The sequence below is a fragment of the Gilliamella sp. LMG 34362 genome (assembly GCF_984569125.1).
Genome location: NZ_OZ474902.1, coordinates 1,878,334 through 1,892,772 on the forward strand (window position 1 = coordinate 1,878,334; position 14,439 = coordinate 1,892,772).

11 protein-coding genes and 1 riboswitch are annotated in these 14,439 nt (G+C 33.6%); of the genes, 2 read left to right on the forward strand and 9 right to left on the reverse strand.

Annotation, left to right across the window (positions count from 1 at the left end; translation table 11 throughout):
- Positions 1–615 precede the first annotated feature (615 nt).
- The 5 genes from AC5LWZ_RS08655 to thiB form a co-directional block, all read right to left on the reverse strand.
- Complete coding sequence (locus AC5LWZ_RS08655; protein ID WP_493463495.1) at positions 616–810, reverse strand: hypothetical protein; 195 nt, start codon at positions 808–810, stop codon at positions 616–618.
- 261 nt (positions 811–1,071) lie between these two features.
- Positions 1,072–2,568 carry a hypothetical protein gene (locus AC5LWZ_RS08660; RefSeq protein ID WP_493463496.1) on the reverse strand — a complete coding sequence of 499 codons (1,497 nt, stop codon included), beginning with the start codon at positions 2,566–2,568 and terminating at the stop codon, positions 1,072–1,074.
- A gap of 479 nt (positions 2,569–3,047) precedes the next feature.
- A complete protein-coding gene (gene thiQ, locus AC5LWZ_RS08665; protein ID WP_198200292.1) occupies positions 3,048–3,743 on the reverse strand; it encodes a thiamine ABC transporter ATP-binding protein ThiQ in 696 nt (231 codons plus the stop codon).
- Positions 3,721–5,301 (reverse strand): thiamine/thiamine pyrophosphate ABC transporter permease, encoded by a 1,581-nt coding sequence (gene thiP / locus AC5LWZ_RS08670; RefSeq protein ID WP_493463497.1) that lies wholly within the window; start codon positions 5,299–5,301, stop codon positions 3,721–3,723. Before thiP ends, thiQ begins: the two co-directional genes overlap by 23 nt.
- Positions 5,302–5,314: 13 nt before the next feature.
- Positions 5,315–6,313: a thiamine ABC transporter substrate binding subunit gene (thiB, locus tag AC5LWZ_RS08675; protein WP_198247556.1), complete on the reverse strand. Its 999-nt coding sequence runs from the start codon at positions 6,311–6,313 to the stop codon at positions 5,315–5,317.
- A 40-nt stretch (positions 6,314–6,353) separates the two neighbouring features.
- Positions 6,354–6,462, reverse strand: a riboswitch (TPP riboswitch).
- A 161-nt stretch (positions 6,463–6,623) separates the two neighbouring features.
- Here thiB and argS point away from each other — a divergent pair.
- Positions 6,624–8,357 carry an arginine--tRNA ligase gene (gene argS / locus AC5LWZ_RS08680; protein WP_294909972.1) on the forward strand — a complete coding sequence of 578 codons (1,734 nt, stop codon included), beginning with the start codon at positions 6,624–6,626 and terminating at the stop codon, positions 8,355–8,357.
- Positions 8,358–8,416: 59 nt separating this feature from the next.
- On the opposite strand, the gene AC5LWZ_RS08685 is transcribed toward argS, so the two are convergent.
- Positions 8,417–8,710 (reverse strand): putative quinol monooxygenase, encoded by a 294-nt coding sequence (locus AC5LWZ_RS08685; protein WP_294909971.1) that lies wholly within the window; start codon positions 8,708–8,710, stop codon positions 8,417–8,419.
- A gap of 442 nt (positions 8,711–9,152) precedes the next feature.
- Between AC5LWZ_RS08685 and AC5LWZ_RS08690 the strand changes: the two genes are divergently transcribed.
- On the forward strand, positions 9,153–10,169 hold the full coding sequence (locus AC5LWZ_RS08690; protein WP_493463498.1) for an amidohydrolase family protein: 1,017 nt from the start codon (positions 9,153–9,155) through the stop codon (positions 10,167–10,169).
- Positions 10,170–10,265: 96 nt separating this feature from the next.
- On the opposite strand, the gene AC5LWZ_RS08695 is transcribed toward AC5LWZ_RS08690, so the two are convergent.
- The 3 genes from AC5LWZ_RS08695 to AC5LWZ_RS08705 are packed head-to-tail and all read right to left on the reverse strand — an operon-like array spanning position 10,266 to position 14,203.
- On the reverse strand, positions 10,266–11,600 hold the full coding sequence (locus AC5LWZ_RS08695; RefSeq protein WP_493463499.1) for a hypothetical protein: 1,335 nt from the start codon (positions 11,598–11,600) through the stop codon (positions 10,266–10,268).
- 25 nt (positions 11,601–11,625) lie between these two features.
- Entirely contained in the window at positions 11,626–12,792 is a 1,167-nt protein-coding gene (locus AC5LWZ_RS08700) for a hypothetical protein (RefSeq protein ID WP_493463500.1), read from the reverse strand.
- 25 nt (positions 12,793–12,817) lie between these two features.
- Positions 12,818–14,203 carry a hypothetical protein gene (locus AC5LWZ_RS08705; RefSeq protein ID WP_493463501.1) on the reverse strand — a complete coding sequence of 462 codons (1,386 nt, stop codon included), beginning with the start codon at positions 14,201–14,203 and terminating at the stop codon, positions 12,818–12,820.
- Positions 14,204–14,439 lie beyond the last annotated feature (236 nt).

Below are 14,439 nucleotides of genomic sequence, written 5' to 3' on the forward strand. Positions count from 1 at the left end.
TTAAACTTCGGATAAATGCATAATTTACTTCAAGCGAATAACAGCCTTGTTGCTAATTTGAAAGATAATTAATTTGTTTTTGATTTAATTTTAGATAGATACTGTTAGTATTTTTCTCTATAGTGCGATTTTTTAATCGCTAGCGCCGACGCCCGCCGATCGCGCATTTTCAATGGCTCACGGCGGGCTATTGCCTTTTCGTTTGCAAAGATCTCTTCATGACAATGTCGCTGAAACCACAAACTATAACTTTCATGATTATAAGCATACGGATAACTTACCCCAAATTCAGTTATATTAACGTTAGATAGCCGTTTTGCTAGTGGCTAGTGTATTCAGTGGAAATGCACAGGTCGTTATCGATTTGTTTTTAAGTGTTTTTAATTTTATTACCCGTACTTTAAATGGATAACCTAGCAATTCAGTTAATATATACACGCCTTGATTATATGCATATAAAACATACCATAATTAAATAATAATCCATAATGTTTTACTATTATAGATTTCTATTAGTTACTTAATTTAATAATGTATTACATTCCATCCCTCAAAATCATCTACGAGAATTATCACCAAAATTCATCCACATTGTATTTTATTAATATTATTCTCTTATTGAATACATACGCCTCTTAGTTGTTGAGCGTAGGCCCAAACACCTATTTGCCCAATCCATGCGTCAGCAGCAAACCGATCAGACAAACCTTTAGCTATATCTGATGATACATCATATTGATCTCTTGTATAAAACCAAAGTAATCCACTTCTTGGCCAGTCAGAATCCGGATAGCTATATTTAATTGACATCCCCGATTCACTAAATAATCCTCCACCAATATGACGCCAATAACGACCTCCATCCGAAAAAGATGGTTTTATGAGGAATAATTTATAAATAAAAGTTTCAAATGATAAGTACTTTTAACTAAAATCCATATTTTCGAAAATGCATTAACTATTATACACTTAACCGACTGTTTAATAACGTATTTCACTCCATGTATCAAAATCATCTACGAGAATTATCACTAAAATTCATCCACATTGTATTTTATTAATATTATTCTCTTATTGAATACATACGCCTCTTAGTTGTTGAGCGTAGGCCCAAACACCTATTTGCCCAATCCATGCGTCAGCAGCAAACCGATCAGACAAACCTTTAGCTATATCTGATGATACATCATATTGATCTCTTGTATAAAACCAAAGTAATCCACTTCTTGGCCAGTCAGAATCCGGGTAACTATACTTAGTTGACATTCCCCATTCACTTAACAATCCCTCACCTATCGTCCGAGTAAATGCATCCCATGCCAGTGGGTATTTCGTCCATGAAGCTGGTGCATTCGGGGAATTTGACATTTCTGCCCGTGAAGGTATATTTTGTTCCCCTCCACACAAATGTACTATTTGTTCATATGTATAATGATTATCTCCTTGACCATGTGGTACAGCCCAAACTCCTGATAAATTAAAGGAATAGACTTGTTCGGGTATTTGTTCACTATGCTTGAACTTCGCGGTTATAGTCACCAGTCCTATTGGTTTTTTTTTCAACATAACATTACCCGCTTTATCAACAACCACACTATCTTTAGGATTTGCGGAAACGTTATAATCAAAATCCTCTTGATGACCAGTCATAACTAATTGAAATTTCGCTCCTGGAAAACCAGTGGTAGGGAAATGAGGAGAAGCTGACACTTTAAAACCATTAATTGGATCAAAAACATTCGCATTATAACCACCACCGCAATAACTATTTCTTACTCTCGAATTATCAAAATTCCAACCTCTTGTCACTCTAAGATCTACAAAATCTTCATCCAAAGATAATTCAAATTCATTATCAGCATAACCCGTCAAAATACATTCTATCCTACCTTGGTATTCAATTGGACGGGCACTTCCCCATGTCATAGTAGGAAAAGTTATCATCTGATTTGGTTTTGCATAACAAATGTCAGGTTTAGCCATAATTTTATATTTTTGAGTGATATCAACATATTCGCTTTCATTAGGAACACCATATTCGGAATAGGTTTTTACTTTCGTTGTAATAGTTAAAGTTAACGGCATGGAAATGTCACTACCACAACCAATTATTTTTTCATTATTTTCGATTTTTATCCCTTTATTATCAAACCAACTATAGGTTGTTTTTTCTACGGTGAACGGAGTGTTATTGCGAATGCCATCACCATCGGTATCATCATAATTAGCCGTCACATCTAAATCATTCATTGCATAATCTTTAATAATAAAGTCTTTAATTGTTAAATTACCATCAAACTGATTGATTTGTGTGTCACTTAAGTTATTGGTATTTGAACTATATAAAACACCATTAACAGTAAAACCATGTTTTTTCGATGCCCCTTCAATATCGACAACTTTCGGTTTATTACCAATAATGACATTTATACTATGTGCTGTAAGTGCTAGGCTTTTTTGACTGACGCCTAAAAAGCATAAAATAAATAGAATATAAATAAACGGTTTAACCAGAGATACACAAACGGATAATAATGAAGAATTTGTTAAAGCAAAAATACAACGCATTGTATTTGCTATCAAATCTCCACCAGGTGAAAGCTGAACTAAACAACGTTTTGTTTTTTTTGTTCTTTGGCTAAATTGATATGGACTAAGACTAGATATTAACTTGGATTTTCTGTGAAAAGATAAACTATCGAGAAAAAGTAAACTTGAATTGAGGTAATTAGCTGAAATTAAATTATAGGTTGAGCAGGTTTGGTGTTTGGTGTTTGGTGTTTTAAATTATAATACATATTCGACATCCTGTCAATTAACTTTATGTTTAATTTGATATTTTATCTTCAATTGTTAGTTTGATTAACTAAATAATGATCGATAATCCTACTGAAAATTGTTTAAAATTATAAAGACATAAAAAAACCTCGCAACCACTTTTTGAGGCTAAATTGTTAAATTTTGTAAATATTATTAGTAAGATAACCAGCTAAATCACAGTTTTTAATTATTTAAAAAACTCTCCTCAACTTTTTCAACTTAAAATCCTAACTTTCAATACCTAATAACTCCGCTATCTTTTGATTTTCATTAAGCTGATTTGGAGCTGCATTAAAAATAATTTTTCCATTATCAATAACGAGGCAACGTGAGAAGTGGTGAAGAGAATCATCCAAATAATGCGAGACCATCATTAAAGTAAGGTTGAATTCGCTACAAACTTGATTAACAAGAGCTAGCATTTCAAAACGTAATGCTTGGTCAAGCGCAGAAAATGGTTCATCAAGGAGTAAAATTGGACGATGTTGTATTAAACAGCGTGCCAGTGCAACACGTTGCCGTTGACCTCCTGAAAGTTGTTCGGGATAACGTTGGTTAAAGCCTTCCAATCCGACACGCACTAATATGTCACCAATTATTGTCTGTTCTGCTCGGCTAAGTTTTAATAATGGTTTAATACCTAACGCTATATTTTGTTCGACGGTAAGATGGCTGAATAAATTATTGTTTTGGAATAGCATCGATACGGGTCGTTTACCCGGTAAAGTGGTAGTAACATTTTGCTGATTGAGAATGATTTGTCCGCCATTGGGAAAAATGAATCCGGCTATTAAACTGAGTAATGTACTTTTGCCTGCACCGCTTGGGCCAACAATGACCACTCTTTCTTTAGCGGCAATATTAAGCACAAAGTGCATGTTGAAGTTATCATATTGATACTCAGTATTTTGAAGTTCGATCATAATCCATAACAACCAATAAGCTAAATGATAAAATTAATAAAATTGCCGCTGTTACTATACTTTCTTTGTAATGATAATGCGATATTTGTTGATATAAATAATAAGGTAAAGTGGTGACTGACTGCCCACCAAATAAGGCAATTACACCAAAATCGCCCAATGACAATATGCCAGCAAATGCAAAACTCATTAATATTATTCTTCTTAACCCTCTAAAATCAATTAAATAAAAGTGAGTTAAACCATTGATATTCAGTGATTGGGTGAGTCGCCAATATCGAGCGGTAATATCATACATTGGTACGGCAAGATTTTTTATAATAAATGGTAACGCCATCAATCCATTACAAACCATCATCAATAAGCAGATAAAAATGGCATTATTACTATAGTCAAATAGTAATAAAAATAATCCTGATGCCAATACCATACTTGGTATGGCTAGAATAAGTGATGCAATTAATAATAGTCCATTACTCAATCGAGGTTGTCTATTTATCAGTAATCGACTATTGGTCCAAAGTAATAGTAACCCCAGTATCATGGCAATAATTGATGAACCAAAAGCAATAATGATTGAAAAAAGTAAAGCTTGCTGTAATGAAAAGGTCAACAATGAGAATTGAAAGAAATAGATACCTTGAAACAGGATAGTCAGCATAGGTAACAATATAAATAATCCACCGATCAAAATTAGCACTGAACTAACAATTTTTAATCTTTTGGGTAAAGGTAAACGATAGTCTGTTTGAGTAAAGTTTACCGTTAATTTTTTATCGATTCTGTTTATCTTTTGCATTAATCCAATGAAGGCAATACAACAAACTAGTTGTAAACAGGCTAGTAATGATGCTTGTAACAGATCAAAATCACGAATTGCTTGATAAATAGCAACTTCAAGCGTGGTATATTTAGGTCCGCCACCTAATGCTAAAACAATGGAAAAACTTGAAAAACATAACATAAAAATTAATGCCGCCATAGGTAATATTTGTCTACGCAGTAATGGCCATTCAATAATTTTAAAAAAAGTTACATTGCTAAAATTTAATTGCGCAGCTAAATGTTTTTGTTCAATAGGTACGCTTTGTAAGGTTTGATAAAATAGACAGCAGGCATAAGGGAAATTCAGAAATACATGCGCCAATAAAATGCCTTGTAAACCATAAATTGAAAATGAGAATGGTATGTGTAATATTTGGCAGATATTTGATAATAAACCTTGTCGCCCGTAAACCGATAGTAAACCAGTCACAACAACTAGTGTTGGTAAGATAAAGGTAATAGGCATCATTTTCAATAACAACTTTTTACCTTTAAAATCCACTAAAGATAATGCTTTAGCCATTAATATAGCAGCGATTAGTGATAATAACGTCGACAATACAGCTTGGTAAAAAGTTATCCAGATAATATGCAATATGTAACTATCAAAATAGATGCTTAAATTTCCTGACTGCAAGGCAAATTTCCAGATAGCGAAAAGTGCTGAACTTAATATGATTAAAATTAAACTAGCAGCACTGATACCTGGTAATAACGATCTGAATTTTAACATTAATAATACTTAACTATTTACTTATTGCTGACTGCCACTCACGAATCCAGCCTTTTTGATGTTTTTCAATCTCTTCCGGTGTAAATTCTAGCGATTTATCAATGATATTAATTTGCTTATAAGCATCGGGTAGATCGGTTTTAATAATTGGATACATCACATTTTTTTCAGCAAATTGCCGTTGTATCTCAGGTGTTAGTAAGTAACGTAAAAATTGTCGAGCTAAATCGACTTCTTGGCTATATTTAATGATGCCAGCCACTTCGACTTGGCGATAGTGACCTTCATCAAAAATCGCGGCTGCGTAGCTATGATTATTTTCATTAATAATATGTGCTATCGGCGATGTGCTATAACTTAATACCAAATCAGCCTCATCTTTTAAGAACATACCATAAGCTTCACTCCAACCCTTGGTTACTGTGACCGTATGTTTAGCCACTTGTTGCCATGCATTTGCCACCTCGTCACCATAGACCTTTTTCATCCAAAACAAAAAACCTAATCCTGGAGTACTGGTTCTTGGATCTTGATAAATGATTTTCCAATTAGCTTTGTTTTCGATCAATTCATGTAATGAATGAGGAGGATTTTTAATTTTATCTTGATTATAGATAAAAGCGAAATAGCCAAAATCATAAGGAATAAAACTATCATCCCACCAATCAGTATTGAGATTATCGGGTTTACTAATTTGATGCGGAATTAAGATATCCGCTTGCTTGGCTTGTGCTAATAGGTTGTTATCTAATCCTAAAATAACATCAGCATTTGTTTTGTCGCCTTCGAGGCGAATCCGATTTAAAACAGATACGCCATCTCCCAATGTGACAACATCAAGTTGGCAATGACATTGCGCTTCGAAGCCTTTTTTAATTGTTTCACCCGGCCCCCACTGTGACATAAATGAATTGTAACTATAAACGGTTAGAGTTGGTTGTTGTGCATTAGCTAGATGACTAAATAGTGAAAATGAAAATATAACAGATAGTAAAAAGTTTTTACGAAACATTTTGCCTCCAAAGTAATGTGTAAAAGACAAAAGGTTTGAGCAGATATAATAACTCAAATCCCTCCGCTGGCATTATCCAGTTCAGGTTCGACGAGTTATGTCAGTTTTTCTGACACTCTCAGCCCTTCAGGGCACCCCGTTGAGAACGATGAGTAGTTTAGTGGTAGCAAATAGAATTGTAAACAGGCGATGTGTTGATAAATACAAATTTAGACAAATTAAAACAAGGTAAGATTACAGGCAATCAGTGACAATTGTTGTGTTTGTCGGTATTATATGCCTCATTTTATGATTATTGATTAGGTACAATGTGAACATTCAACAACTATTAACGCAACGAGTTTCGCAAGCAATGATTATGGCTGGTGCAGATAAAAACTGTGATGCTTTAATCAAGCAATCAGCCAAAGTTCAATTTGGTGACTATCAAGCAAATGGTATCATGGCTACCGCTAAAAAATTGGGTATGCCACCACGCGCATTGGCAGAAAAAGTATTACAACATCTGGATATTGAAGATATTGCCGATAAAGTAGAAATTGCTGGACCGGGTTTTATTAATATCTTTTTAAAAAATAGTTGGATTGCCGAGCAGAACGAAGTAGCATTAAGTAGCGATAAATTGAATATCACCTTACCGGCTAAACCACAAACTATTGTGGTTGATTACTCAGCACCAAACGTAGCAAAAGAGATGCATGTTGGTCATTTACGCTCAACGATTATTGGTGATGCGAGTGTTAGAGTCTTAAATTTTCTTGGCCACAATGTGATTCGAGCTAATCACGTTGGTGATTGGGGAACCCAATTTGGTATGTTAATCGCTTACCTTGAAAAAATGCAAAACGAACAGGCCAACGATATGGATCTATCGGATCTAGAATCTTTTTATCGTGCAGCAAAAAAACATTATGACGAAGATGAAGTCTTTGCTGAAAAAGCCCGTAATTATGTCGTTAAGCTTCAAGGTGGTGATGAGTATTGCCGTGAAATGTGGCGAAAACTGGTTGATATTACCATGACGCAAAATATTGCCACATATAAACGACTCAATGTCACACTTTCACTAGAAGATACCATGGGTGAAAGTATCTATAATAGTATGCTTCCGGGCATTGTTGCCGATCTTAAACAGAAAAAATTAGCCGTTGAAAGTGAAGGCGCTATCGTTGTGTTTTTAGATGAGTATAAAAATAAAGAAGGCGAACCAATGGGTGTTATCATCCAAAAACGAGATGGTGGTTATCTTTATGCAACAACCGATATTGCCTGTGCAAAATATCGTTATGAAACTTTACACGCGGATCGTATTTTATATTATACCGATTCACGCCAACACCAACATTTAGAACAAGTTTGGGCGATTGTGCATAAAGCAAAATATGTCCCAGAATCTTTAAAACTTGAACATCATATGTTTGGTATGATGTTAGGTAAAGATGGTAAACCATTTAAAACGCGTTCAGGTGATACAGTTAAACTAAACGATCTACTCGATGAAGCAACCGAGCGAGCAGCAACATTAATTAAAAGCAAAAATCCTGATCTTTCTGATGTCGAGCTGGCTCAAGTGGTTGATGCAGTTGCCATTGGTGCGGTTAAATATGCTGATCTATCCAAAAATAGAACGACTGATTATGTATTTGATTGGGATAATATGCTGTCATTTGAAGGCAATACAGCGCCTTATTTGCAGTATGCCTATACCCGTGTACTTTCAGTATTTAAAAAATCAAATATCAATGAAGATAATCTAGATGGTCATATCGATTTAGGTACTGAAAAAGAACGAGCGTTAGCAATTCGTTTGAATCAATTTGATGAAACAATCACAACTGTTGCCGCAGAAGGTACTCCACATGTTCTTTGTGCGTATCTGTATGATATCGCTACCCTATTTTCAAGTTTTTATGAACACTGCCCTATTTTAGCCGCAGAAAATGAAAATCTAAAAATTAGCAGATTGAAACTGGCCTCATTAACAGCCAAAACGCTTAAAACGGGTTTAGATATGCTTGGCATTAAAACCGTTGACAAAATGTAAGCTCATTTGCCACCGATATGATTAAATATCGGTGGTTTTATTGATGTTTATTTATCCGCTTAGACATCAACCTGTTTAGCTATACAAATCGATAATCCATCAACACGCTCCTTAGCAAAATTAGCAAATTCAACTAAATGTGGCGTTGTATTATGCAAGTCAATCGCCTGCTGTGATTGCCACGTTTCTACTACTATATAAATATTTGGATTCTCAATACTTTGATTCAGCTCATACCGAACACAACCGTGTTCAGCTCGACTACCGATAACTAATCGTTTAAATATAGGTTTAAATGCTTCATGATACTCTGGTTTTATCGTAATAGTGGCAATAATGTTTAGTTGTGACATATTTCACCCTTATAAGTAAATTTGTTTTGTAATGATTGAAATCCTACTGTTAAGAATAAACAGCTTTTTAATAACCATGCTAATCTCATTTTTTCGACCACTTTACTTATTATTAAATAGTAAGTTAGGCATATGTAATTTAATAGTTTACTCTTTAAGAGTATAAATAGACTTTTTTTAATTTGAAAAATCTAAAAAATAATACTTTAACCATTTCATTTATTTAAATATTTTCAAAATTAAAATACTTGATCTTAACAATGGATCCATTAAAATCTCTCCCACTTAGGAATAATAATAAAGTGTAAACTTCCATGACAACTTGTATTTTCATTACTATAAGAAATATCCTAACTGGTTTATTTTGATCCTCCTTTTTGGGGGATTTTTTTTATCCATTTTTTATTAAAACTTAATAGTAACCAAATTTTAGAGGCGCATTATGACCGATAATAAACAAATGTTATCAACTAGTCGAGATCAGAGTTTGAAAGCATATTTGATGAACAAAATTAAACAACATGGTGGTTGGGTTAATTCACATATGCATGCTGATCGTGCTTTTACTATCTCTGTAGATAGTTTTGATGTCTACCAAAAACAGACTTTAATTGAAAAATGGGACACGCTTGATAAAGTGAAAGCAGCAATGACCGAAGATGATTATTATCGACATTTTAGCATGGCGGTTGAACGCATGATTGAACAAGGTGTTACTGCCATGGGTTCATTTGTTGATATTGATCCGATTGCCGAAGAGCGAGCAATTAGAGGAGCTCTGCGCGCTCGTGAAACATATAAAAACGATATTACGATTAAATTAGTCAATCAAACTCTTAAAGGAGTCATTGATAAAGAAGCCCGATACTGGTTTGATAAAGGTGCTGATTTAGTGGATATTATTGGTGGTTTGCCGCGTCGTGATGAGCGAGATCATGGTGAAGGCATGGGATTAAAACATTTAGATGTGTTAATGCAAACCGGTAAAACATTAGGCAAAATGGTACATGTCCATGTTGACCAATTTAACTCATCAGATGAAATCGAAACCGAGCAACTTACTGATAAAACCATTGAGCATGGTATGCATGGTCGCGTGGTGGCTATTCATAGTATTTCAATTACCGCTCATAGTTTGGAATATCGTCAAAAACTCTATCAAAAAATGAAAGAAGCTAAAATGATGGTAATTGCTTGCCCATTTGCTTGGATCGATAGCCCGCGCCGTGAAGAACATGGCCCAACCCGAAATTCATTAACACCAGTCGATGAACTTGCTGCAGCTGGGATACCTGTTGCTATTGGGACTGATAACGTCAGTGATTATATGTTACCTTTTTCAACCGGTAATATGTGGGAAGAACTTAAATTATTAGTGACTGGATGCCGTTATACAGATTTAGATAATGTAGTTAATGTTGCTACACGAAATGGACGAATGGTTTTAGGTCTTGCATAATGGTTTGATTAAAAATTTAACTGAGATTTAAACATCTTAATAATAAAAATCCCACCTAGAGAATAACTGAGTGGGATTTTATTTATTGGCGATCGTTTATAATTGATGAATTGCTGAAGAAACCCGAGAAAAGTAATTACTAAGTCTTGATTTTATTTCATCTTCAGCTTGTTGTCTTAATTCACTTCGAGAATAATAATTACCATCTGTACGATCAAATTCATAACTAGGTTTATCACCTGTATAAGTATACTTAACTTGCCTTGAACTTTTTTCAGCTAAAAAACTGTCATAATAACCACTTAATCCAGAAACATTTACGCTAAGGTTTAAACTATAATTATTTACTAATGTTTCAGTTCTTAAGTTATATTCTTTTTCACCATTCTTTTTAGTGTCATTTGTTACTGAACCGCCATCTTCAGAATATCGCTCATCTTCACTAAGATTAATAGTAATGTCACTATCACTGCTGTTGTAAACTAATATAATAGCATCATCATTTTTGAAATAATCTTCAACAAAATTAGAAAATGAATTTGCATTTCCTGTCACATATAGTCTTATTTTACCCTTGTTGGCATAGTCTCTTGCTTTTTGTTGCGAATCTCGATAATTACCATACTTTGCATAAGTATTCGCGGCATGTTGATAATTTGTTGCTGCTTGTCGATATTGATAACTCCGAGTCGCATTTTTAGCTATTTTTTCACCTTGAGAATAAGAATTAAACGCTTCTTGGCTGATCGCTTTTTTTTCATAGTAATGAGCTAATTTTTCAGTATCTTTGTAATGACCTAATGGCTTATAAATATCAATAATAGTTCTAAAACAAGCTACCGCTGCATTATAATCACCTCTGCGTATTTCCTGTTTAGCAAGATTGTATAATGTTTGTGCCACAAGCTGCCTATATTTAGTATCCGCATGAATATAGGCTTTTTCGATATTTTTATCGTAATATCTATCTAAAGATTTTTTATATAACTCTGCTCTTTTTTCATAATCACCAGCAGATTTAATTGGGATAGCATTTGCTTGTTGAGTATAAAAGTTAGCAATATTTTGTTTTAGACGTTCACTAGGATATTTATCCAAAAAGAATGCTAATTCGGAACTGTAAAAGTGATCACTCAACCGCTGATTAAGCTCTAATAATTTCTCATATGTTTCTTGGCGTTGTTCATCATTGGTCTTTGTGGTATTAGCTAATTCATTTTCATATTTGTTCATCACCTCAGTAACTAACTGACGCAGCTGGGCTGCATCAGTTTGCTTAAAGTTTGCTTCACTTTTTTCTTCTATGTTTATCGCTAATAAATTGATACTTTCAATATAACTTCCTTCAGCGTACGCTTCTTGAAATGTGCGTTCGTGACTACAACTCACTAATAAAAACATTAATAAACCGGCAATAATAATTCTTATCATGTTTTTCCTTGTTGAAAATTGTCCATTAAAGGGAAGAAAGATCTTGAGCAGTACTTTCTAGCAATGATCTTAATTTAGTGATCTGTTCTCTTTTTGCTACTGGTAGTAAATCATCTTCATTTTCATAATAGCTTGAAGCTCTTGCGTAGATAGTGTCAGAAAAGTCAATAATTCCTTCCATCCTTACTACTGTCTCTAGACTTAAACTATTGTTATTAGTATCCAATTTCGTATAGTAAGTTTCATCTTTTAACGTTGGGATTTGAATCCTATTCCCTTGAGCATCGATATGTTCTATGTATTTATCAAATACTTTTCGGGTGTTTGGTATGTCAATCTGTGATCTTGTATTGTTATATTCTTTATCAACAGTTATTTTAATTTTGAGATCAGCACCAACTGGAGAAGAAACAAAGGTGATATAATCCTTATTTAGTACCAATTTTACCTCAGAGCAGTATTCGGAAGCATAGCAATAAACTTTTATTATCCCTTTGCGTTTATAGGTGTTAGCTAAAGAAGTAGCATCTTTATAACGTCCATAATGACGATAAGCATCCACGGCTTGCTCATAATATTTGGCAACTTGACGAAATTCTAGGCGTTGCATTGCAATTTCTGAAAGCATTTTTGCCTGCTGATAAGCCTCTTCAGCCATTAAAGTAGCCTGTTTTTTACCATTATTATACGCACGTTTGTCACTGTCTTTATATTTACCTAGAGGTTGATATACTGATGATGCTTGACTAAATGCCTCAGATGCAGCTTTATAGTCGTTTTGGGTTTCGAAATTTACACCTTGGTCATACAAATTTTTAGCAATGTTTTGTCTCAAATTTTCATCAGGATATTTATCTAAAACGTTTACTAATTCCGCACTGTAAAAACGGTTACTTAAACGCTTATTCATCTCTAACAGTTTTTCATAGATTTCAATGCGCTTTTTATAATCTGTGTTATTGGTGCTTGCTAATTCATCCTCATATTTGTTCATTACATCAGTCACTAACTGACGCAGCTGTGCGGCATCAGTTAGCTTAAAGTTTGCTTCACTTTTTTCTTCTATTGTGGCAGCTAATAGATTGATGCTTTCAAGATAGTTTCCTTCAGCATAAGCATTTTGAGATGTGCGTTCGTGACTACAACTCACTAATAAAAACATTAATAAACTTGCAATAATAATTCTCATCATGTATATCCTTATTGAAAATTGTCCATTATAGGTATGATAGATCTTTAGCAATATTGTCTAATATTGAGTTTACTTGAGTTAATAGATTTCTTTTTCCTTGTGTATATAATTCATCTTTCGATTTTAATCGACCATTACTGTGATTATAAAATCTTGCTGGCACATCACCACTATAAATATAGTCATATTTAAAAGAGGTTTCTTCAACCTTAAAGGATTTACTATAACTATAGATGCCATGAGCCTCAATGCTGGTTGTAAAGGTTAATTTGTTACTATGCGTTACCGTTTGCAAATTATATCTTTGATCTTTATAGGTTTTTACTTGAGTTTTATTGCCATCTTTATCTTCAACTTCAACATATTTATCAAATATTTTTTCAATTTTAGTTTCGTTTTCTACAGATTTTCCATGAGAGACAAAATCATCGTCATAATCTATTTTTATATCTATATCTGCATCTCGAGAGTAGTTAACAAATTTAATATAATTCGCATTTAATCGGTTTCTTATTTCATCAATGAAATAAGAAGAATAACAATATACTTTAATTATTCCTTTTCTCTCATAAGTTTCAGCTAATGAACTTGCATCAAAATATTGTCCATATGGCCGATAAATAGATGCAGCTCGCGCATAATACTTGGCTACTTCCCGATATTCATAACGCTTTGTCGCATTCATTGCGAGTTGTTTGGCTTCTCGGTAAGCTTCTTCGGCCTGCTGGGTAGCATATTTTTTGTCATTATCTATCGCGCGTTTGTCACTATCTTTATATTTACCTAATGGCTTATGTATTGATGAAGCTTGATTAAAAGCTTGAGCGGCAGCTTTATAGTTTCCTTGTTGTTCGAATTGTTTTCCTTGCTCATAGTAACTTTTGGCAGCCATCTGCATATATTTGGTATTGGCATTTTTATATAAAGTAGCGGCATTTTTATAATTGTCGTATGACAAACTATTTTTATATAATTCAGCTTTTGTTCGATAACTTTCACTGTCAGTGCCTGTGATGTAATTACCATAATCATAATATTCTTTAGCAAGCGTTTGTTTTAATTGCCTAATGTCATACTTGTCATTGAAAAAACTGATCTGATCAGAGTAAAAGCGATTACTTAATATCTCTTTCATAGTTAATAAATGCTTATATGCATCTATTTTTTGTGGATAATCATATTTATGGAAGTGATTTAGGTCTTTTTCGTAAAACTGCATTACACTACTAACAATAGTTTGTAGGCGCTTAACATCCTCTTGATCAAACTTTGCAGGCCCTTTTTCATCCAAACTGGCAGTTAAAAGATTGATACTTTCTATATAGCGGCCTTCCTTAAATGCATCTTCTGCTGTTCGAGTGTGGCATGCCGTTAATAAAAATATACAAAAAATAGCAATAATCGTGCGCATAAATCACCTTTCAAAACGTTCCATTCATTACTCTATATTTCCATCTTTTTATTAAAAATGGCTATTTATTATCAGTTTAAAGAAAAACTGTCAGCTGAGTTTATTATAAACTTGAAGGTATTTATTAACCTTTTTTGCTAATATCAAATTGTTATTTGTTAATTATTAACAATTAATGCTATTAACTGATTTATTAGGATTTATAAAATGATTAGATTAAATGCGATGGGATGATT